Below are 21,792 nucleotides of genomic sequence, written 5' to 3' on the forward strand. Positions count from 1 at the left end.
TCAACCGTGATGGCATTGCATGCCCGCAGCACTGGAGAAGAATTTGAATTACATGAAGTGGGTCGTCCTGTCGCTGGTGATTACGTTCCCGGCGCTGGCGATCGTGGTACACAGCGCGGCAAATGCGTGCCTCTTTCTCCTGCTTGCATGCGCCCTGGTGGCAGCCGGCTTTGGCATGAAACCGCTCGACATCAGCCTTTCGACGTTTCTCCGGCGTTACTGGCCCTTGCATCTGGCCATGGCGGCATGGTTGATCAGCGTATTGCTGAACCAGGCGTCGCTCGGCAGCTTCACCGTCAAGCACTACGATCGCGCACTGCGGATAGCGGTCTTCGCTCCAGTCATGTGGATCCTGCTGCTGCTGCCGTTTCGTTACCTGAAAAGCCTGCAATGGACCGCGATGGCGGGCCTGACCGGCGCGACGGTCAAGGCTTACATCGCCACCAGCGGCGGCGCCGACCGCCCCACCAACATCGGCTTCCTGTCGACCATCGCCTATTCCGACATTGCCCTTCTGCTCGGGATACTGGTGTTTCTTTCACTGGGATGGGAGGAGCGGCGCCGGCCTTCGATGGTCATGCTGAAAAGCGCTGCCCTCGTTGCCGGCATATACACCACGGCACTGACCGCCACGCGAGGCAGTTGGCTTGCCATCCTGGCCGCGATTGCGCTCATCTTCCTTAACAGCGACAGCGTTTCCCTCCGTCGCAAGCTCGTGATCGCCTTCAGCGGCCTGCTGCTGGTCGGCGCCATTTTCTCGACCAGCAACGGGCCGCACCGGCTCAATGAAGCGGTTGCGGAAGTCAGCAATTACCAGAAGGGCACCGACATGGACACCTCGGTGGGCATGCGGCTGCAGATGTGGCACGGCGCCTGGCTGCTGTTTCAGGAGCGTCCCCTGTTTGGCATCGGGAAGGATAACTATGGCCTCGGCATGGAGCGCCTCGCGAAGGCCGGCATCGTCAGCGAGGCAGCGGCGCATTATGCACATTCCCACAATGAGCTGCTGTTCAACCTGACCATCGGCGGCGTCGTTGGATGCCTGGCGACCCTGGCGATCTACCTCGCGCCGGCCTTTTACTTTTTCCGTGACCGGAGGCATCCCGACCGCCAGATCCGCACCAGCGCCCTGATGGGCATCATGGTGTGCGTCTGCTATTTTCTCTTCGGCCTGACCGATCTGATGTTCTTCTGGACCGGCATAGGCAGCTTTTATACGCTGTGCACTGCGCTGCTGCTCGCCAGCATCGTCAGGCGCAAGCATGAAAACGCGTCAGAGGCGCCGCAGGGGCGTGGCCAGGCGCTGCCTCATGCCGACCATGCCGCCTCCAGTCAGGCCCCGCTCACTCAGCGCATCTGTCAGGAACCATTGCCAGGCTGGACGGCAGTTGAGCCATCACCCGCTCAACGGGGATGGCATCGACCCATTCGCTGCGCTTTACCGTCGTGATCACGGTGCTCTTTTCTTCATCGATCGGCGCCCACTCCGGGTTTTTTTGACGCATCAAGGCCAGCACGGGAACACCAACTGCATTGGCCAGATGCATCACAGCCGTTTCAACGGAAATGATGAGATCGCATAGCCGCAGCATTGCAGGCAGCTGAAAGAAATTTTCTTCCGCGCTGAACAATTCGGTCCGCGCCAGACGGTGTTTGCCTATCATGACCCTGGCCTGCTCCAGCTCCTGCGGCACGGCATTGACGATGAAGCAGGCATCGCGCCATGCTTCCTGCGCCTGCATCGCCTTGATCAGCGCGGCTACCTTGTCCAGGGACCAGCAGCGCTTCTTCGTCTTGGCAAACGGATTGATGAAAACAATCTTTCCGTGACCGGGGTAAAACCCCCAGAGTGCAAGCTGTCGCTGCGCCGCACCCAGCCACTGCTCCGGTATGTCGACAAAGGGATGGCGCGCCGATACCGGCACATCGAGCCCGAACAGTTGCTGAAACCAGCCGGCATAGGTATCCGTAATATGCCTTTGCGCCGCGCCCGCCTCTTTCGGCGGGATCGCGACGTCAAGCTTGCGATAGGCAGGCTGATGGTGCAGTTCAAGAAGCTTCAGTGGCGGCTTGATGCCCGCAACGAAACCATCCGGACTGATTTCCCGGGCAAGGCTGGCATAAAAATGCGGACGCAGCGTGGCCAGCGACACCACGATCGGGTAATGCCCGGACTGCGCTTCGGCGATGGACTCGCGCAGCAATTGCGGGCTGTAGGTGCGGTCGTAGATTTTTTCAAAGAACGGGCACTGTGCGACCCAGTCGTAGAGCGAGTACTTTTTCAGGAATTTCCATTCTGCGGCCTTGTTGGTGCGCCTGACCTCGTCCACCCACAGATGCACCCTGAGATGCGGGTAGGCCTGCGAAAAACGCTGGAAGAAGTTTTGCAGATAGGTAAAGTCGCCGAGCGCGAGGTGCGCGATGAAAAGTATCTTGTCGCTCTTGCGCAAAAGATCGGCGGAAATCTTCGGGGATGCTGAAGTCATGCTTGTGTTTTTCCTGGCCCGCGGATCGCGGGACCGTCAGTGCACCTTGGTCAGCGCGTCCGGCTTGTGCGCCGCTTCAGCGCCGGTCTTGTCGCTTTCGACCAGGTATTGCGGCTCTTCCGTCGAGGCGGCAACATGGTGACCCTTGATATCGGTGGGCGCCGTCAGCTTTTTTTTCACGGTACCGGTGATGGTGCCCTGCGCCGAATGCCACTGCACCTTGTCGCCTTTCTTGAACGTGGTTGCCATGTCCGCTCCTGTCTGCAAGATGGTTTGCAAAAATGGTAGCCATTATAGAGGGCGCAGGCGGTTGCGACGAATGTGGGCCGGGGTCGGCCTTGCTCAGTCCGTACGCCGCCGCGAAAGCAGGCTCAGCATCAGCTTGGCGGCATAGACAACCAGCAGGGTTCCGTTCAGGTCGCCCGCCGCCATCACCAGAAAACTCTTCAGCAGCGGACGCGGCGGCTCATAAATCGCAAACCAGATGTGATGCAACAAAGGGCTTGCCAGCGAGGCGGCGATAATACAGATGAGTAAACGGGCGGAAGTCAGGTTGGAGAGGGAGGAGCGCAGGCCATACGCGCGCTGCGCCACCAGATAGACGCCGTAGGGAGCGACAGTCGCCACGATGCCGCCAGCGAATGCCCGCATGAAGTCGTGCGGAAAAAAATAGCAGAAGGACACCAGCCATGAAACGATCAGCAAGCCAAGCGCCCCCGCGCCGCCGAACAGCAGGGTCGACAGCAGACGCACGCCGGCCGGCAGGTAGATCCAGTTAATGCCGGGAACGAGTTCGCCATAACTGAACAGCCATTCATTAATGCAAAGCATCAGGATGAAGAAGAACATGGTGGCAAGCACCATCATCAATTGCAGGCGGAATTGTGACATCAGGAAGGCGAAATGTTGAATAGGATAGAATCTGCTCCGGCTTTATCATGCCCATGATAAACGGCCTGAAATCCATCCGCGAATCCACGCCCATAAATGCCAATGAAAAGACAGACCCGCCCAGCCGACATCTATCTGCGTTTTCTGCAACTGGCCGAGGCAATACGGGGGCTTCCATCGTTGCCTTCGCTGGATCCGCTTGAGGAACGCATCCTGGCGATGGTTGCCCGTGCCGGCAAGGAACAGCAGCGGCTCTGCGTGCGCGACATGATGGCGAAGGAGGAATTGGGCTCTCCCGCAACCGTTCACAACCGGCTCAAGTCGATGCGCGAGAAAGGCTGGATCATGCTGACCGACACGGAAGACAGCCGGCGCAAGCAGATCGAACTGACGCAGGCCGCGCTGCTGCATTTCGACAAGCTGTCAAAATGCCTGGTCGAAGCCGCCAAGGGCAGTTGAGCATGCGGCCATGCCCGAACGGCTTGTAGCGCCAACCCGACCTGCATTACATTGTTGGCGCCGACTTTCCTTTCCATTACCGCCGCACTGCGCACGAGACGGCATGCGCAGCAGCGGCCCGATTTCCGGGATCACTGATTGGACGCCGTCCCCTTGTGGGCGCAAATTCTTGCGCTGACTGTACTGATCTGCATTTCCGCCTTCCTTGCGATGACCGAGACGGCCCTGATGGCGGCCAACCGGCATCGCCTGCGCCATCTCGCGCAAGGCGGCAACAAGGGGGCCGCATCGGCGATCTGGCTGCTGGAACGCACCGACCGCATGCTGACCGTCGTGCTCATTGCCAGCACGCTGATCAACGCCGTCGCCACGGCACTGGTGACGCTGATCGCCGTGACCATGTTCGGCAACCAGGAAACCGTGCTTGTCGTTGCCATCGTGCTGGTGTCGCTGATGCTGATCATTTTTGCGCAGATCCTGCCGAAGATCCTCGGCGCAAGCCATCCGGAACGCATTGCCCTGCCTGCGAGCCGCGTGCTGCGCCCGCTGCTGACCCTGGCCAGCCCCATGATCTGGCTGGTGCACCTGCTCATCAGCGGCCTCTTGCGGCTCATGCGCATCCGGGTCGGCGCCGGCGCCAACGAGCAACCGCTATCGGCGGACGAACTGCGGGCGATGGTCATGGAAGGCGGCAATGTGATGCCGAAGAAGCACCGCGCCATCCTGCTCAACCTGTTCGACCTGGAAAAGATTTCGGTGGAAGACGTGATGACGCCGCGCGCCCAGATCGAATCGCTGGACCTGTCGGCGCCGGTGGAGGACATCAGGCAGCAGCTCACCACCTGTTACCACAACAAGCTGCCGGTGCATCAGGGCGGCATCAACCAGGTGCTGGGCATTCTGCATGTGCGCAAGGCAGTGGCTCTGCTGAACCAGCAGGAAGCGCTGACAGCGGACGATTTTCGCCGCCTCCTGACGCCGCCCTATTTCATCCCGCAAGACACCGATGTGTTTGCCCAGATGCAGTATTTCCAGGAAAACCACGAGCGGCTCGGGCTGATCGTGGATGAATACGGCGAAGTGCAGGGCCTGGTGACACTGGATGACCTGATCGAGGAAATCGTCGGTGAATTCACGACTTCCACGCCGGGCGGATCGCGTTCGGATGGCCACGGCTGGGATGCGCACGGCGAGTGCCTGATCGAAGGCTCGGCCACGCTGCGTGAAATTAACAAGCGCCTGGGCCTTCATTTTCCGCTCGACGGGCCGAAAACCATGAATGGCCTGCTGCTGGAATGGCTGCAGGATATTCCCGAACCCCATGTGGCATTGAAGCTGGCGGGCTGCGTAATTGAAATCGTGCAGGTACAAAACCAGGCAATCAAAGTGGTAAAACTGGTACAGCCAGGAAACAAATAAGTTTCTTCTGATAAACTAATGTGCGTATATCGTCTTGCGGTTCAGCCATACGAACAGCGCGACGCGATCAGACAAAATTTCTTTACAGATCAATACCCTATAGGCATCATCTGAGCGTTTTTATCCTGCCGGCGTAACTTCCCACACATCCCAACATGGCGGCAAATCCTCCGAATACCGTGTCCAGCATGCCTCTGTCCGGCCTTGCCCGTTCGCTGTCCCAGGCCGGGCGCCTGAGCATGACGCAGGCCGAAGCCTGCAGCAGGAAGGCAGCAAGCGAAAAGATATCGCTGATCGATGCGCTGCTCGAGGAAAAGGCGATCGACTCCAGGTCGCTGGCTATTTTTTGCGCCGAGACCTTCGGCTATCCCCTGCTGGAACTGTCCGCCTTCAACCTGGGCAACCTGCCGGAAAAGGCGATCGATGCCAAGCTGATGCAAAGCCACCGGGTCATGGCCCTGGCCAAGCGCGGCAACCGCCTGTCGGTGGCGCTTTCCGATCCCACCAATACCCAGGCGCTGGAACAGATCAAGTTCCAGACCGAGATGACGGTCGAACCGGTCATCGTCGATCACCAGCAGCTGGTGCGAGCCATCGAGAAGCTGAGCCAGAGCGCGGAGCAGAATCTCAATGAACTGATCGGCGACGATCTCGACAACATCGACTTCGCCGACGACGATGCCGCCCCGAACACCGCCGCCGACGGCCTGTCGACCGACATCGACGACGCCCCGGTGGTGCGCTTCCTGCAGAAGATCCTGATCGACGCGATCAACATGGGCGCGTCCGACCTGCACTTCGAGCCATTCGAGAAGTATTACCAGATCCGTTTCCGGGTGGACGGCGTATTGCGCGAGGTGGCGCAGCCGCCGCTGGCGATCAAGGAAAAGCTGGCGTCGCGCATCAAGGTCATTTCCAAGCTCGACATTTCCGAAAAGCGGGTGCCGCAGGACGGGCGCATGAAACTGGTGCTGTCAAAGACGCGCGCCATCGACTTTCGCGTGAGCACCCTGCCGACGCTGTTCGGCGAAAAAATCGTGATGCGTATTCTGGATGCGACGCAGGCGCAGATGGGCATCGAGTCGCTCGGCTATGAACCGTACCAGAAAGACCTGCTGATGGATGCGATCCAGCGTCCCTACGGCATGGTGCTGGTGACGGGGCCAACCGGCTCCGGCAAGACCGTTTCGCTCTATACCTGCCTCAACATCCTGAACAAGCCCGGCATCAACATCTCGACCGCGGAAGACCCGGCCGAAATCAACCTACCCGGCGTCAACCAGGTCAACGTGAACGACCGCGCCGGCCTGACCTTTCCGGTGGCGCTGAAGGCGTTCCTGCGGCAGGACCCGGACATCATCATGGTTGGCGAGATTCGCGATCTTGAAACCGCCGACATCGCGATCAAGGCGGCGCAAACCGGCCACATGGTGTTTTCGACGCTGCACACCAACGACGCGCCGTCGACGCTGACGCGGCTGATGAACATGGGCGTGGCGCCGTTCAACATCGCCTCCTCTGTGATCATGATCACCGCACAGCGGCTGGCGCGCCGGCTCTGCTCCTGCAAGCAGCCGACCGTGATTCCCGATGAGTCCCTGCTCGAAGCCGGCTATACCGAAGACGAACTGGACGGCACCTGGACGCCCTACAGGGCGGTCGGCTGCGAACGCTGCAACGGCAGCGGCTATAAGGGACGGGTCGGCATTTACCAGATCATGCCGATCTCGGAAGCCATCGAAAAAATCATCCTGGCGCATGGCACCGCGCTGGAAATCGAAGCGCAAGCCAGGCTCGACGGCGTCAAGACGCTGCGCGAGGCGGGACTGGCCAAAGTCAGAAGCGGCCTGACCAGCCTCGAAGAAGTGCTGGGCTGCACCAACATCTAAAGGAAAATCCCATGGCCAGTGCCGCAAGCGTTCACAACATCAAGGAATCGATCTACGCCTGGGAAGGCCGCGACCGCAGCGGCAAGCAGGTGCGCGGCGAATTGCGCGCCAGCGGCGAGAACGTGGTCAGCGCCACGCTGCGGCGCCAGGGCATCCTGGTGCACAAGGTCAAGAAGCGCACGCTGCGCAGCGGCCGCAAGGTCACCGAAAAGGACATCACGCTCTTCACCCGGCAACTGGCGACCATGATGAAGGCCGGCGTGCCGCTGCTGCAGTCCTTCGACATCGTCGCCAAGGGCCACGCCAATCCCTCGGTGTCCAAGCTGGTTCAGGACATCCGCGGCGACGTGGAAACCGGCACCAGCCTGAACCAGGCGTTTCGCAAGTTTCCACTCTATTTCGATCCGCTGTTCTGCAATCTGGTCGCCGCCGGCGAGCAGGCCGGCATCCTGGAAGACCTGCTGACCAGGCTGGCGATCTACAAGGAAAAAACCCTGGCCATCAAGGGCAAGATCAAGTCGGCGATGTTCTACCCGGTATCCATCCTGGCAGTGGCCTTTATTGTCACCGCCGTGATCATGATCTGGGTGGTGCCCGCCTTCAAGGAAGTCTTCACCAGCTTTGGCGCCGACCTGCCGGCGCCGACGCTGATGGTGATGGCCATGTCCGACTTTTTCGTGGCCAACTGGTACTTCATCTTCGGCGGCCTGTTCGGCAGCCTCTACCTGTTCTTTCAGGCCTGGCGCCGCTCGCCTGCGATGCAGCGCAGGATGGATGCGCTGCTGCTGAAGGCGCCCATCTTCGGCGCGGTGGTGCGCAAGGCCACCATCGCACGCTGGACGCGCACCCTGGCCACGATGTTCGCCGCCGGCGTGCCGCTGGTGGAGTCGCTCGACTCGGTCGGCGGCGCCTCCGGTAATGCGGTCTACCAGGATGCCACCCGCAAGATACAGACTGAAGTCAGCACCGGCACCAGCCTGACGATTGCGATGCAGAACGCCGACGTGTTCCCGAACATGGTCACGCAGATGGTCGCCATCGGCGAGGAATCGGGCGCGCTGGACCAGATGCTGGGCAAGGTTGCCGACTTCTATGAAGATGAGGTCGACCAGGCCGTGGAATCGCTGTCCAGCCTGATGGAACCGCTGATCATGGTGATCCTGGGCGTGCTGATCGGCGGCCTGGTGGTGGCGATGTACCTGCCTATCTTCAAGCTGGGTTCGGTGGTTTGATGCTGGTTGTGTAGGAAACCATTCTGTCTTTCACTAAACCATCCTAGTTTGCACTGACTTTGCACTAGACAGCATCTTCCCGCGTAGCTTGCACTAAAGCAGGCTGTGGAACCAACAAAAGTGGCATCTGGGCATTCAGGCGCAGGTGGCGCTTTTGTCGTTGTGAGAACCTGGGAGCAGCCTTTGTCCCTGAAAACCATCTCTGAGAGGCACCTCACCATGGCAAATAGGCCGCCGAATTTGCACTAAATGGCCTTTTACCGCCTATTTTGAATTTAATCAGCTTGTTTGCACTGAAAATAAGCCGCCGATACCAAGGAATGCTGGCTTCTTCCCAAGCTTAGGTGCGCTGAAATATCCTTATCAGCGCCCTAGCGCCCTAGCGGGCTCGAAAACCCATTTCTTTATCAATGACTATGGGTCCAACGTACGGACGAGAAGCCAAGAGAAGTCGCGGACTTTGCAATAAACAGCTTCTTACCGCCTTCTTTGCATTCAACCAGCTTGTTTGCACTGACATTACCGTTGGGCTCTGTTGCAGAAATAAAGTAAGGGGCGATTTAACCTTGCTGTAGATGGATTTATGGCATAGCGACCGTAAGCGGCGTGCCAAGGCGCGTAAAGCGATTCAGCACAGCGGCACGGACCTGTAATTCAGCGACTTGCCGATCAAAGTCACGGGCCATGATGCGTTCGCCAAGTAGCTTGAAGCAGCGCATCTTCGTCTCGACCAAACTTGGTCGGTGATAGCCACTCCATTTCTTCCAGATCGTTCGCCCCAGTCGGCGTGTCGCTCGTAGAATCTCATTTCGTGCCGTGGCACCAATGCGATTCATCTTCCATGGCTTGGCATTTTTCCGGATCGGGATGATGGCATCGGCCTGACGTCGTGCGATGGCTTCATGGCAGCCCTTCGTATCGTAAGCGCCATCACCACTGACGCTGGCGAGCAGCTCTTCTGGAGGAATCTGACCCAATAGGTTGGGCAGCATAGGCGCATCGCCGATACTGTTGTCGGTCACTTCCATCGCGCGAATCTCGAGTGTGGAAGCATCAATGCCGAGATGGACCTTGCGCCATTGGCGGCGGTAATCGGCGCCATGCTTCCTGATCTTCCATTCGCCTTCGCCCAGCATCTTGATGCCGGTGCTATCGACCAGCAGGTGCAGGCCGGTCGTGGTAGGCATGACTTCGATGGCAACGCGCAATGTTTTTTGCCGTCGGCTTACCGTGCTGTAGTCGGGGACGGGCCAGTCGAGGCGTGCCAATTGCAGCAAGCTTTGCGTCATGCCCATGGCCTGGCGTAGCGGCAAGCTGAACAGGCATTTGATATTCAGACAGAACTGAATGGCTTCGTCACTAAAGGTTGGACTTCGTCCACGCTTACCGTTTGCCTGGCCGTGCCAGTTCATAGTGGGATCGAGCCAGATCAGCAGAGAGCCACGCGCCTTTAATGCCGCGTTATAGGCTTTCCAGTTCGTCGTTTGGTACTTCCGAGGAGCGGGTTTCATGCACCCAGCCTACCCGAGCTGCTGCCAATGCGCTTGGCTGCCCGATTTGCGCAACAAAGCCCTCCGGGACTGCTTCTGCCCCACTTCCAATTGGAGAAAGACTCAGTTCGCTGCAGCACTGCGCCGACGGCTTCGGCGCGCTGCGGCCAGGCCTGCCAATCCAAGGCCGAGGAGCGCAATGGATGCCGGCTCCGGCACGACCGATGCAGGCACGTAGTTTTGTTGCAAGCGGGTTCCCGGCTGGAAGCTGACATTGGCGATGTCGTCGAGGCTCAGGCCGCTCGCACCGGAAAACGTCAGTTTCACTCCCCCCATGACGACCGGCGCGGCGCTCAGATTCGTATTGGGTGCATAGCCATCCGCCGGCGATACGATGCCGAAGTCGATTCCGCCAAGTCCCTTCTGAGCGTTGAGGTTGGCACCATTGAAGTTCCCGATAAAACCAGCTATCTGGTAGCTGGCACTCGAGACGAAGCGATCCGCTCCACCTTGCAATTGCGCTTCGCGATAGCCGAATTCACCGCCGACGTCCGTTACACCGAAACAGTCGGCCGCATTGCACGCACCTATGATCGATGAACCCGGAGCAAGCATCACCGACACCGGCAAAAGGGTGTCGCCCTTATTACCGATAAATCCCCAGAACAAGCCGGTCAGCGTACGACCTGGAACATCGGGAGAGTTGGTCGAGGGCGAGGTATTGCGCAGGGTAATCATCAACGTGTCGCCATCTATCTCGAAGGTGGCGGAGGCGCTGAACACGACCCGGCTTATTTCTGTCGACCCGGCGTAGGTAATGATGTCCGCTGCGGCGGGCAGCGATGCCGTGGATGCAATGGCGATAAAACTGCTGAGGAAGAATTTTTTCAACGCAAACTCCTTGAATAGCAATGCAATCAATCGAAAGTCCGAGTCCGGAATTGATTCAGAATCAGTGGACGGTCAAACTATTCCGGGCCGCAACGTTTCTTATGCGAAAAACATGCCAGTCATGAAAATTGCTTGAAAAACAATAGGTTTTAACCGTTACAAAAAATGACGTTGCAGAATTGTAAGATTTCCCGACATACAGAAAACGGGCAACGCGTCGCCCGTGGCCGGGTAGAAGGTGCCGACTAGGCCGAATGCAGAAGTCTTGATGCAGAAGAGCAACATCAAAGTCACAAGAAAGGCCCGGCCCGGGCAATTGCCTGGGCGGGCTCGAATGGAACGACTAAAGCTCGCCGCTCAGGCTACGACATCGAAGCGCAGCATCATGTGATGATCTTCGTGGATGAGATTATGGCAGTGCATCACGTATTTGCCGGGGAAATCGGTAAAGCGCAAATACACCTCCACTTTCTCGCCGGGGTTGAGGACGAAGACATCCTTGCGGCCGCGCTCGTGCGGCGGTGGCGGCTTGCCGTTGCGCGACAGTATCCGCCCTTCTTCCAGGTGAATATGGATCGGGTGATGCCAACTGCCCTTGCCTTCCAGCGTCCAGATTTCGGGTTCGCCCAGCTTTAACGTCACCGTCGCCTTGTTTTCATCGAACAGCCTGTCGTTAATGACCCATACGCCGTCCTCGCGCTCGAACTTGAAATTCCGCTTGCGCCTGACCTTTTTCAGGTCGGGTTGGGTCAGCGGGCGCAAAACCTCGGGCACGCGGCTCAAATCAGGCCGGCCAACCGGCGTGTCGCGCACGACATTGAAACGGAGAACCTGGGTGCCGGGAAAATCGCGTATCGAATTCGGTCCGCGGCCGTCATCCTGGTTGATCCGGTCAACGATGAACAACTCGTCGCCGATGGCAAACTGGGAGAAATCGACCACGATGTCGGCCCGCTCCGCCGGTGCGATGGCCACCTTATTCATCTTCAGCGGCGAGGGCAACAGGTTGCCGTCGTTGGCGATGTAGTCGAACGTCAGATCCTGCCCGCCCTTGACCAGGTAAAACTCGAAAAAGCGCAGGATCGACGCATTGAGCATGCGAAAACGGTACTTGCGGCGCTCCACTTGGAAGAAAGGCTGGACCTTGCCATTGACCACATACTTGTTGCCGAACTCGTCGCCTTCCGGGTCGAGCTGGTTGAACGTCAGGTAGCCGCTCGCATTGAAGTGTTTGTGCTCGAACATCAGCGTAATATCGTATTCGCCGACGCCGGACGGCAGCCGCAAGGCCTTGGGATTGGCATCGTTCTCATTGCCGGAATCGATTTCGTCGAACATCAGGCTGAATCCAGCGAGGCCTTTGTACACATTGGCGGCGGTGAAATCGAGACGATGATCGTGATACCAGAGGGTGCCCAGCGCTTCATTCGGGTCGCCATCGCTGTAGTCGTATTCCGCATAGTTCGAATGGCAGTTCACATAATGATGGTCCTTGTACTCCCCCGCGCGCGTGAGCCCCGGACCATGCTTGTAGGGGCTAAAATAGTCGGCCGGAAAGCCATCGCTTTCCGACGGCGTATGGGCGTTATGCATATGCGTCGAAATCTCGGGTGAACCGAATCCGACGCTGTCGGGAGGCAGTTCGTTGAATACCCTCACCAGCGCCGGCTGGCCATGACGCATGACGAAGGTGGGACCGGGGCTCATGCCGTCGAAGCCCCAGATTTTCTGGGGCGGCAGATGGGGATGAAAGGAGTGAATGAATTCGTTCGCCCGCAGCTCGTAAAACCGTTGCGGCGGCCAGTAGTCCCAGCCCTGGTGCGCGGCGCGGCCTGCCTCGCGCGGACCGGGCGCCGCGGTCGGCGCCGGGCTCAGGTAAGTCAGCGGCAGCTTGGCCATGCGCACCGGCAGCGCTTCCAGGAACGGTTGCGTCGTCGGCGGCCTGATGGTCTTGCTCTGCAAGGTCGCTGGCGCCAGCAGGCTGGCCCCGGCGACCAGGGCGGAAGACTTCAGCAATGCTCTTTTCCCGGGATCGGGGACATTAGGATTGTCCATGGGTGTCCTCAGCTCAGAAAATTGGTGACTTTGGAGACAATCTGCCGGGTCGAACTCATCACCGGCACCATCAGCCAGCGGTCCAGCGTTTCATCGCCGATACGGACCATCGCGGTGTGGCGCATCGGCCTGATGTCCTCGGCCGGGTCGGGATCGGAAAACCCCAGGCTGCGCCGGATATCGTCCATATCGCCGCGGCGCCCGGTCAGGAAACGCCAGCCCGGCCGCGCGCCCAGTTTTGCCGCATAGGCACGCAAGGCCTCGGGGGTGTCGATTTCGGGCTGCAGGCTCATCGAATACATGTGCACGTCGCGGCCGAGGCGACCGCCGAGGGCTTCCTGCACCTTGAGCAGGCTCGCCATGGCGGGTGGACAATTGACGCTGCAATAGGTGTACATCATGTTGATCACCACCACCTTTCCGGCGATCAGGTCGTCATAGAAGCGCACTGTCCTGCCGTCATGGGTCTGCAGCAGGGCATTCGGGAAGTAGCCGGCACGAGGTCCGGCGCGATTTCCTGCACCTGTCGTCCGCACCGCCCCGGCCAAGCCGGTCAGCGACATTGCGCCCACGCCGGCTGCCGCAAGCATGGTTCGTCTGCTGTTCATGTTCATCTCCTTTTCGTCAACGATGTGATGCGCAGAGCAAATGGCTGGCGTGTCGCGTCCGGGCCGTACTGCCCGGACGCGACACGCCAGCTCCCTTACTTCCGGCTTCTCAGGCCAGCAAGAAGTCGCTCATGTCGATCTGCCCGCTATTGACGCCGACCAGGGTGATGGAGTCCGACCCGATGGTCACCATGACGTTTCCGGTATTTGGCACGCCCGCGATCGTCACCTGGCTGGCGAAGTTGCCGGCGTTGATTCCATCGAAACCGGATATGTCGAGCAGATCCTGCCCTCCCTGAGCCAGCTCATCGAAGTCCGTGATCCTGTCATTGCCGAAGCCCAACTTGAACACGAAGATATCGCTGCCCGTGCCACCGGTCAGGACGTCGTTTCCGCCGAGGCCCATCAGCCTGTCGTTACCTTCCAGGCCGCGCAGGGTGTCGGCGCCCGCCCCGCCCGTCAGCACGTTGGCCAGGCTGTTGCCGGTCAGCGTGGCGCCCGCCGCCCCTGCATAGCTCAGGTTCTCGACGTTGTTACCCAAGGTGTAATTCGAGCTGGCAAAGACGGTATCGGTCCCGGCGTTGAAGCTCTCCACGACGACATCGGTCGCGACGTTGACGTAGTAGGTGTCATTGCCCTGGCCGCCTTCCAGCCGGTCGACGCCGAGCCCGCCATCCAGCACGTCGTTGCCGTTGCCGCCGACGATAGTGTTGGCCTGGCTGCTGCCTGTGCCGGTAAAGTTGCCGATGCCGGTGTACACCATTTGCTCCACCCCTGATCCCAGCATATAGGCGTCCAGCGCTGTTTCCACCACGTCGATGCCGATCGCGCCGTTGGCCTCGATCACCACATCGTTGATGTGATCGACGATGTAACGGTCGCTGCCGGTTCCGCCGGTCATGATGTCGGCGCCGGCCCCGCCGTCGAGCACATCGTTGCCGGCGCCACCGCTGATGTTGTTGTCCAGCGCGTTGCCGGTGCCGATGAAGTTGTTCGGACCGATGAAGCTCAGGTTTTCGATCTCCGCCTGCAGGGTATATGTGTTGAGCTTCGTTCGCACCGTGTCGTTGCCGCCTTCCGCGAGTTCGACGATGGTGTCGAGCGCGCTGTCGACGACATAGGTGTCGTTGCCGCGACCGCCTGCCATGGTGTCGTTGCCAGTGTCGCCGTCCAGCGTGTCATTGCCGTCGTGGCCGGTAATGGTGTTGTCCAGCGTATTGCCGGTGCCGGTGAAGTTGCCGGTGCCGTTGTAAAGCAAGTTTTCGACATTAGCGCTCAGGGTATAACTCGCCAGCGCTGTCTGGACCAGGTCGATGCCTTCGCCGCTGGCTTCGACCACACTGTCGTTGGCATTGTCGACCACATAGGTATCATTGCCATTGCCGCCAGCCATCGTATCGGCGCCGAGGTCGCCGTTCAGCATGTCGTTGCCGTCACCCCCCTGCAGCGTGTCATTCTGGCTGCCACCCAGGAGCGTGTCGTTGCCGTCGCCGCCGACCAGCAGGTCGACGCCCGCGCCGCCATCGAGAGTGTCGTTGCCAATGCCGCCGGTGATGGCGTTGGCCGCGCTGTTGCCGCTACCGCTGAAGTCGGCGGTCCCGGTGTAGCTCAGGTTCTCGATCGTGTTCGCCAGGACGTAGGTGGCGAGTGAAGTCAGCACCGTGTCGGCGGCGCCGCCGGTGCCTACCTCCACGACGACATCTCCGTCATGATCGACGACGTAGGTGTCGTTGCCCGTGCCCCCCACCATCCGGTCGGCGCCGGCTCCGCCATCCAGGGTGTCATTGCCGTCACCGCCGTTGAGTGTGTCATTGCCCGCGCCACTAGTGATGACGTTGTCCAGCGCGTTGCCGGTCCCGGTAAAGGCGGCGCTGCCGATGCCGATGTAGGCCAGGTTTTCAAGGTCGGTTCCAAGCGTGTAGGACGCCAGCGTCGTCGACACCGTGTCGGCGCCCCCGTTCGCGCCTTCGACGACCGTGTCCCCGGCATTGTCGACGACATAGGCATCGTTGCCGGCGCCGCCGACCATCTGGTCAGCGCCTGCGCCGCCGTTCAGGGTGTCATTGCCGGCGCCGCCGTTGAGGGTGTCGCTGCCGGCGCCACCGTCGATGCGGTTGTCCAGCCCGTTCCCGGTTCCGTTGAAGTTGGCGTTGCCGATGTAAGCCAGGTTCTCCAGGTTGGCGCCCAGGGTATAACTCGCAAGCGTGGTTTCCACGCCGTCCGTGCCAGCCCCCGGCCCTTCCACCACGGTGTCGCCGCTATTGTCGACGACATATGTGTCGTTTCCTGTGCCCCCCACCATGGTGTCCGCGCCGAGGCCACCATCCAGGTAGTCGTTGCCCGCCAGGCCGTTGAGCCTGTCGTTGCCGGCCAGGCCGCTGATCACGTCATCCCCGCTGGTGCCGTCGAGGGTATCGGCCAGGCCGGTGCCGGTGATGCTCATGCCCACCTGCGCGGTCGGGGCCGACGCTGCCATCTCGCGTGTTCCGAGCGCATCGGTGTACGTGGCCACCACGCGCAGTTGCGCGCCGGCCTGTGCCGCGCCCGGGGTGAACGAAGCGCCGGTAGCGCCGGCGATGTTCAGGAAGGTCGTGCCGCGCAGTACCTGCCACTGGTAGCTCAGGGCAGCGCCCTGCATGCCGTCAGCGTCGGCGACCGATCCGATGCTTGCCGTCAGGGTCCGGCCAATTCCCGCCGAGCCGCTGATGGCGAGCAAGCCCGTAGGCGCGTTATTGATGGTCTGGACCAGATCGGCAAATTGCAGCCGTTCGATGTTGCGCAAGGTATCGACGCCATCGCTGCCGTCACCGCCGGTATGGGCCACGGTCCAGGTATCGAGCGCCAGGTTGTGGGTGACGGTGTAGTTGGCGCGAATATCCGAAAAACGCGCCGTGTCGATCGCGTTGGCCGAAGGCTCGAACAGCACTTCCCGCACAATGTGCAGGTCTTTGGTCTTGATGGTCCCGGCGAGCAGTTCGGCTTCGATTTCGGTCAGGCTGTCGACCGTCCGTACCTCGTTGCCAGCGGCATCGCGCACGCTGATGCGCACATTCAGCCAGGCATCGCCGTCGATGATGTCGTTGCCGGCCTTGCCAAACATGACGTCGCTGCCGCCGCCGCCGAGCAGGATGTCGGTGGCGTCGCTGGTCTCCATCACCACCGCGTCCGGATTGCCGGTATTGCGAGCGATATGATCGACCAGGCGGTCGAAGCCGGCTATCCGGTCGACGCCCGACTGGAACAGCGCGTTGGAGTAGGACGCCAGCGGCGTGCCGGGGGCCGGGATCGCCGCGCCGCCGTTTCCATCGGCCTGGCCAATGACGAATTCGCGGCCGGTCAGCACATCGTTATGGCTCCAGCCCGACAACCCCTCCACCAGGTCGAAACGGTTGCGCAGGATGACATCCGGCTGGTTGACGAAGATGGGAACGCCGAGGTCGGAATTGGCCCCGACCTGGCCGCCCTTGTGGATGGCCCAGTCGAAACCGGCCATGCCGTTGCTGCGCATTACGCTCTCGCCCTGGACCATGATGTCATCGCCCGACTCGGCGTCGAAGTCATGCTCGTTCTGGCCGGCGAACATCACGTCATGGCCGATCACGGTGCTGTTGAAGAACAGCTCGGAGTTGTCGCCGGCGGTGGTGTCGAAACCGTTGCCGGCCTCGATCCAGTCGTCACCCTCGTTACCGAGCAGGAAGTCGGCGCCCTCGCCACCGAGGATGAAGTCATTGCCTTCGCCGCCGAAGGCTTCCTTGCCGTCCTTGCCGGTGCTGATAAAGTCGCTGCCGTCGCCGCCGAAGATCAGCGCCAGGCCGCTGCCGCCATGCATCACGTCATCGCCCGCATCGCCATGCAGGAAGTCGGTTTCGCCAATGTCGGTGCCAGAGTTGGTGATGCGGTCGTCGCCGTCGCCGCCATGCACGCGGTCGACGCCATAACCGGCTTCGATGATGTCGTTGCCGCCGTCGCCCCAGATGGTGTCGTCGCCACCGCCGGCGATCAGCACGTCGTCTTCTTCGGTGCCGCCCAGCACAACATGGTCATTGCCAGTGTACTGCAGATAATCGGAATCGCCGTCGCTATCCAGGTCCTTGCGAATCACCAGCGGGGAAAGAGCCTGCTGCAGCGGGTTGCCATGCTGCGGATCGTTCCCGATCTGCACCAGCTTGTTCATTTCCAGGATGTAGTTGGGCACCGAAAATATGTCGCCCGGCACATGGCCCTGGCCCGGCGACCCGAGGTCGGTGTTGCGCATGATGAGCTCGCCGAAAGTATTGGCTTCCAGCTCATTGAGGAAATTCAGGCCCTGGGTGCGCGACAGGTAATAGAAGCGGTCGCCGTTCTGCAGGTTCTCCATGGTCAGTTCGAACACAAAGCTGAAGGTGGAACCCAGCATGCCACCGAACGGCATGTGTTTTTCCGCCAGGCCGCCTATCCACAGGTCGACCAGGTTCAGACCGGTTTCGCGGTCGGCCCATGCGCCGGTGCTGTTGAGGAAGTCGAGGCGATCGGCGAGCGCCACGTTGTCGTCGTCACCGAAAATCAGAGCCTCGGCAGCGGCGCGCTTGCCCGCAAGCGTGCTCGCGGCCCTGATGGTGTCATGCTCGCCGTAGGCTGCAATGAAGTTGACGATGGAAGCCACGTTCTTCAGGTTCTGGGCCAGGTCGACCCAGCTTTCATACGGCTTCAACTGCGTGTCGCCGGTCATCTCGAAGAACTGGGCGCGGGCCTCGTTGAAGGTCGGCACGCCGTTTTCGCGCGCCCGGGTCAGGTTGATGGTCGCCAGGTCGAGCGGCAGGCCGAGCAGGTTGTTGCGCAGCGCCCCTGTGACAAACTCGTCGATTTCATTGCCGGTCTGGCGCGTCATGCCGCGCACGATGGCGCCGGCAGCCTGATCGGCCGAACCCAGGTCCGAGAACGCTACCGGATTCAGGAAAGCGCTGATCAGGCCTTGTTCGCCGGCCTGGTTGGTCGGACTCATCAGGGCCACGGTTTCGGTCAGCATCGAGTGCCCGAAGCGATAGACGACATCGGCGAATTCGCTGACGATGGCGGGGTTGATGTCGGTCGAGGCATTGAACACGAACAGATCGATGTCGGGCTGGATCTTGCGCGCAAACTCCTCGAACACGAGGTGCTGGTACTGCATTTCGGTGGCAAAGCGCGCCGCCTGGAACAGACGCTCGCCATCCCAGGAACCGTCCGGCAGCTGCCATTCGTCGATGATGGCGTTGTCGCCCGAAGCCAGCAGCGTGGCCTTGATCTCCTCGACCTGCCGATTGTGCTCCGAGTGGAAGACATGGTGCACGGCGGTCAGGCCGATGTTCTCGTTGCCGCGGCCGTCGCCGGTGATGAAGTGGCGGTCCAGCAGCTCGTTGTCGTATTCCACGTTCTGGCCACGACTGTTCATGGCCACGTCGTTGCCGGTAAGGCTATCGCTATCGGCGGCCAACTGGCCGGTCGCGTTGAAGACGGGCGCTGCATTGTGCGCAATGTCATCCAGGAAGGCATGCCCGGTCCGCACGGCGTTCTGCGTGCTGACTGGGGCGTCCGGATTGCCTTCCACCGTGTTGGTCGGAACAAGCTTGCCGTTCACCACGGCCACGCCTGTCACCACTTGCGGATAGCCGTTCGGGCCGCGCACGAACTGACCGTATTGATCGGTCAGCAGCAGCGGGATATTGCCCACGTCCGCATCGGTCAGGTTGATGCCGAGCAGGTCGCGCGCCTGCTGCTTGATCTCGGCCCAGGTCGGCAAGCCGCCGCTGGCGCCATCCATGAGTTCGCCGGTGGCGACCGGCTTGCCAGCGGCGTTCTCCGTATAGCCGCGCAAGAATACCTGGTGCGAGGCATGCGAGGTATAGGTCTGGTTCTGATCGATGAACGGGGTCGTCAGGTTGGGCGCCCGGACATCGTCGTCGGTGCCGAACAGGCCATCGCCGCCGGCATCGGCGCTGGTGCGGGTCAGCACCATGAAATTCGTATGGCTGCCCTCGACATACAGGGGGTCATCCGGCTGCAGCGGCACATAGACGGTGCCGTTGCCGCCCTTGGCGACCAGGTCGAGGCCGTGGTCGAAGAACTGGCCGAACAGGGTGAACCAGGAATTGTAGGGCGCCGACAACCCTTCGTCGGGCGAGACGTTGGGAATGATCATCGAGCCGTTCTGGTGCTCGATGCCGAAGCTCTCCAGCACGTCGTAATACGCTTCCCTGGCAGCGTCGGTACCGGCCGATTTTGCCGAGTTGTAGGCTTGTGTGATGGCGGCGGCATCGGCAACCGGATCGTCCGAACCGTAATAGGCCAGCGCTGCGGCGATTGCCGCCGGATTACCCCCGGTCTGGTCCACGATCAGGTTGGAAATGATGCGCGGATCGGCATCGGCCACGTTGCCCGGCTGCGCATAGTCGGTGTTGATGACGCCGCCGGCGGGGCCCGGACCGTCCGGGTCGAAGCTGTCACCGTCCTGGTCGTTACCGTAATGCGGGTCCAGCATGCTCGGAAAAGGCTGGTCGGCGGCGCCCCAGGTTTCGCGTCCCGGCGTGAGATTGTTGAACGTGCCATCCACCGTGCGCAGGCCATAGGGCAGCAGCGGATTGTCGACGAGCTCGCTCAGTGGCGTACCGGCCGCGTGCTGCTCGGCAATGCGGATTTGCTGCAGGATAAAATTGAGGTCATGCAAGTTCAACGAAGCCATTTGGATCTCCTCTGTGTACGCCGCACCATGGAAACAATTGTTTGCAATTTTTACAATTCGACAATAAATGAAGGTGTCGCGCAGCACCATTGGACCTTGGTACACCTGTACTTCGGTACAGCCTTGACCTAGGTGCCTGCGCGGCGCAAGCACGCCGGCGCCCGCCCGTAAGGGCAAGGCGGCGTTCGCTTGTATCGGAAAGGGATAAGAGAGGCAAGGGACAAGCAGAGGCGTGCGGCTGTAAACCGTATGCTGTCGGCCGCCCGACTCGGCAGGCCGGGGAGGTATGGAAAAACCGGCAGGCAAGCCGGCCCGTTTTGCAGCTACATCTGCTTGCCGGCCCTGCGTACCGTCGCGGTGATGGGCTCGAGCATGTATTCCAGCGGGGTGCGCTTGACACCCTCCATGTAGACCTCCGCAGGCATGCCGGCCTGCAGCTTGAGTTCGCTGGCCGCTTGCAGCGCAAGCTCGTCGACCATGATTGTCACGCTGAAATAGGGCATGTTGTTCGAACGATCGACCAGGCGGTCTGGCGATACATAGCTCACCTTTCCGGCCAACATGGAGGTGGTGCGGTATTTGAAGGAAGTGATCTTCACCCGGGCTTTTTGCTCCAAGAAGACATGGTCGATTTCCTCGGGACGGATACGCGCCTCGACCAGCAGCCTAGCGTCGTCCGGCACGATTTCGGCAATGGCGTCGCCGGCCCGCAGCACCGCACCCGCGGAACTGAACTTCAAGTCGATTACTTTGCCGCTGGCGGGCGCCACCACCACCTGGCGCGCAGCGGCATCTTCGGACTTGCGCACTTCCTGCTCGATTTCGCTCAGGCGCGAAATCGCGATCTTCAGCTGGTCGCTGGCCGTCTGCACGTAAGCGTTTTCGCTTGCCTTGATTTTCAGGTCGATCTCACCCATGCGCTGAGCCGCGCGCGCCAGTTCCGACCGGCGCTCCTCCAGCCTGGCCTGATAGTCGATGACCGTCGACTCCAGTTGCGCAATCCGCATGGCTGAAATAAACCCGGAACTGAGCAGGCCGCGATTCACCTCCAGGTCTTTTTCCTGCAGCGCGAGTGAAGACTCCATGTGCGCGATCTGCGTTTTCAGCGAGGCTGTCTCTTGCGCAATCCGCTGCTGCTGCGAGTTGAGCAGCACGATTTCGCTGGCCAGCGAATGGCGGCGCGCCAGGAACAGCGACTTTTCCTTGTTCAATGCCTCGCCTATGCGTTCATCGTCCTGCGCCGCTGCCGTCACTCCCCCGGGAAAGGCGAGCACACGGGCGCGCGCCTGTTCCGCTTCCAGCCGCGCGATGCCGGCGCGTTCGACATTGACCCGGTAGCTCAGCCGGTTACGGTCGGCATCGACGCTGACATCGCCCAGAACCAGCACCGGCTCACCGGCCTTCACATGCTGGCCGTCCCGCACCAGCACTTCGCGCACGATGCCGCCTTCCAGGTGCTGGACAGGGCGCCGGTTCAAGTCGACCTTGACGAACGCAGGCGCGACCACGGCCATCGACAGCGGCGCATAGGTCGACCACAGGGCGATAGGCACGACGCCGAGAAGGATGATCCACCAGCCGCCACGTGCCAGTCGGGTAGCCAGTTCTTGGCTTCCGAAGGAAACTGTCGGCGCGACTGGGGAAGTCGGGGATGTCGGGGACAGGGTGCTCATGG

At 60.8% G+C, this 21,792-nt stretch carries 14 protein-coding genes; 5 read left to right on the forward strand and 9 right to left on the reverse strand.

The features are described 5' to 3' along the window. Positions 1 to 52: 52 nt before the first annotated feature. On the forward strand, positions 53 to 1,450 hold the full coding sequence (locus tag ABC383_RS10425) for an O-antigen ligase family protein (protein ID WP_413013736.1): 1,398 nt from the start codon (positions 53 to 55) through the stop codon (positions 1,448 to 1,450). On the opposite strand, the gene ABC383_RS10430 is transcribed toward ABC383_RS10425, so the two are convergent. From ABC383_RS10430 to ABC383_RS10440, 3 genes are all read right to left on the reverse strand, one after another. After that, positions 1,344 to 2,486, reverse strand: coding sequence for a glycosyltransferase family 9 protein (locus ABC383_RS10430; RefSeq protein WP_413013738.1), 1,143 nt, complete (start codon positions 2,484 to 2,486; stop codon positions 1,344 to 1,346). The genes ABC383_RS10425 and ABC383_RS10430 overlap by 107 nt on opposite strands. A 36-nt stretch (positions 2,487 to 2,522) precedes the next feature. After that, on the reverse strand, positions 2,523 to 2,735 hold the full coding sequence (locus tag ABC383_RS10435; RefSeq protein WP_413013740.1) for a hypervirulence associated TUDOR domain-containing protein: 213 nt from the start codon (positions 2,733 to 2,735) through the stop codon (positions 2,523 to 2,525). A gap of 93 nt (positions 2,736 to 2,828) precedes the next feature. Beyond that, positions 2,829 to 3,350, reverse strand: a complete 522-nt coding sequence (locus tag ABC383_RS10440) for a hypothetical protein (RefSeq protein WP_413013742.1) — start codon at positions 3,348 to 3,350, stop codon at positions 2,829 to 2,831. A gap of 129 nt (positions 3,351 to 3,479) precedes the next feature. Between ABC383_RS10440 and ABC383_RS10445 the strand changes: the two genes are divergently transcribed. The 4 genes from ABC383_RS10445 (at position 3,480) to ABC383_RS10460 (ending at position 8,376) form a co-directional block, all read left to right on the forward strand. Beyond that, positions 3,480 to 3,836, forward strand: a complete 357-nt coding sequence (locus ABC383_RS10445) for a winged helix-turn-helix domain-containing protein (protein ID WP_413013743.1) — start codon at positions 3,480 to 3,482, stop codon at positions 3,834 to 3,836. A 138-nt stretch (positions 3,837 to 3,974) separates the two neighbouring features. Continuing rightward, on the forward strand, positions 3,975 to 5,255 hold the full coding sequence (locus ABC383_RS10450) for an HlyC/CorC family transporter (RefSeq protein ID WP_413013744.1): 1,281 nt from the start codon (positions 3,975 to 3,977) through the stop codon (positions 5,253 to 5,255). A gap of 155 nt (positions 5,256 to 5,410) precedes the next feature. Then, positions 5,411 to 7,144: a type IV-A pilus assembly ATPase PilB gene (gene pilB / locus ABC383_RS10455; RefSeq protein ID WP_413013746.1), complete on the forward strand. Its 1,734-nt coding sequence runs from the start codon at positions 5,411 to 5,413 to the stop codon at positions 7,142 to 7,144. A gap of 11 nt (positions 7,145 to 7,155) precedes the next feature. Next, positions 7,156 to 8,376, forward strand: a complete 1,221-nt coding sequence (locus ABC383_RS10460; protein ID WP_413013748.1) for a type II secretion system F family protein — start codon at positions 7,156 to 7,158, stop codon at positions 8,374 to 8,376. A 581-nt stretch (positions 8,377 to 8,957) separates the two neighbouring features. Here ABC383_RS10460 and ABC383_RS10465 read toward each other — a convergent pair. The 6 genes from ABC383_RS10465 to ABC383_RS10490 form a co-directional block, all read right to left on the reverse strand. Further along, entirely contained in the window at positions 8,958 to 9,887 is a 930-nt protein-coding gene (locus ABC383_RS10465) for an IS5 family transposase (RefSeq protein ID WP_413013750.1), read from the reverse strand. Positions 9,888 to 9,989: 102 nt separating this feature from the next. Continuing rightward, complete coding sequence (locus ABC383_RS10470) at positions 9,990 to 10,787, reverse strand: XDD4 family exosortase-dependent surface protein (protein ID WP_413013752.1); 798 nt, start codon at positions 10,785 to 10,787, stop codon at positions 9,990 to 9,992. Between the two features lie 327 nt (positions 10,788 to 11,114). Further along, positions 11,115 to 12,812, reverse strand: coding sequence for a multicopper oxidase family protein (locus ABC383_RS10475; protein WP_413013754.1), 1,698 nt, complete (start codon positions 12,810 to 12,812; stop codon positions 11,115 to 11,117). A gap of 8 nt (positions 12,813 to 12,820) precedes the next feature. Next, positions 12,821 to 13,420: an SCO family protein gene (locus ABC383_RS10480; protein ID WP_413013755.1), complete on the reverse strand. Its 600-nt coding sequence runs from the start codon at positions 13,418 to 13,420 to the stop codon at positions 12,821 to 12,823. A gap of 109 nt (positions 13,421 to 13,529) precedes the next feature. Next, entirely contained in the window at positions 13,530 to 20,117 is a 6,588-nt protein-coding gene (locus tag ABC383_RS10485) for a peroxidase family protein (RefSeq protein ID WP_413013757.1), read from the reverse strand. 323 nt (positions 20,118 to 20,440) lie between these two features. Then, positions 20,441 to 21,790, reverse strand: coding sequence for an HlyD family type I secretion periplasmic adaptor subunit (locus ABC383_RS10490; protein ID WP_413013759.1), 1,350 nt, complete (start codon positions 21,788 to 21,790; stop codon positions 20,441 to 20,443). Positions 21,791 to 21,792 lie beyond the last annotated feature (2 nt).

It is taken from the genome of Noviherbaspirillum phoenicis (assembly GCF_047237965.1).
Lineage (GTDB): Bacteria > Pseudomonadota > Gammaproteobacteria > Burkholderiales > Burkholderiaceae_D > Noviherbaspirillum_A.

Coding starts and splice junctions, on each gene's coding strand:
- ABC383_RS10425 (WP_413013736.1), top strand. CDS start 53: ATGAAGTGGGTCGTCCTGTCGCTGGTGATTACGTTCCCGGCGCTGGCG.
- ABC383_RS10430 (WP_413013738.1), bottom strand. CDS start 2,486: ATGACTTCAGCATCCCCGAAGATTTCCGCCGATCTTTTGCGCAAGAGC.
- ABC383_RS10435 (WP_413013740.1), bottom strand. CDS start 2,735: ATGGCAACCACGTTCAAGAAAGGCGACAAGGTGCAGTGGCATTCGGCG.
- ABC383_RS10440 (WP_413013742.1), bottom strand. CDS start 3,350: ATGGTGCTTGCCACCATGTTCTTCTTCATCCTGATGCTTTGCATTAAT.
- ABC383_RS10445 (WP_413013743.1), top strand. CDS start 3,480: ATGAAAAGACAGACCCGCCCAGCCGACATCTATCTGCGTTTTCTGCAA.
- pilB (WP_413013746.1), top strand. CDS start 5,411: ATGGCGGCAAATCCTCCGAATACCGTGTCCAGCATGCCTCTGTCCGGC.
- ABC383_RS10460 (WP_413013748.1), top strand. CDS start 7,156: ATGGCCAGTGCCGCAAGCGTTCACAACATCAAGGAATCGATCTACGCC.
- ABC383_RS10465 (WP_413013750.1), bottom strand. CDS start 9,887: ATGAAACCCGCTCCTCGGAAGTACCAAACGACGAACTGGAAAGCCTAT.
- ABC383_RS10475 (WP_413013754.1), bottom strand. CDS start 12,812: ATGGACAATCCTAATGTCCCCGATCCCGGGAAAAGAGCATTGCTGAAG.
- ABC383_RS10480 (WP_413013755.1), bottom strand. CDS start 13,420: ATGAACAGCAGACGAACCATGCTTGCGGCAGCCGGCGTGGGCGCAATG.
- ABC383_RS10485 (WP_413013757.1), bottom strand. CDS start 20,117: ATGGCTTCGTTGAACTTGCATGACCTCAATTTTATCCTGCAGCAAATC.
- ABC383_RS10490 (WP_413013759.1), bottom strand. CDS start 21,790: ATGAGCACCCTGTCCCCGACATCCCCGACTTCCCCAGTCGCGCCGACA.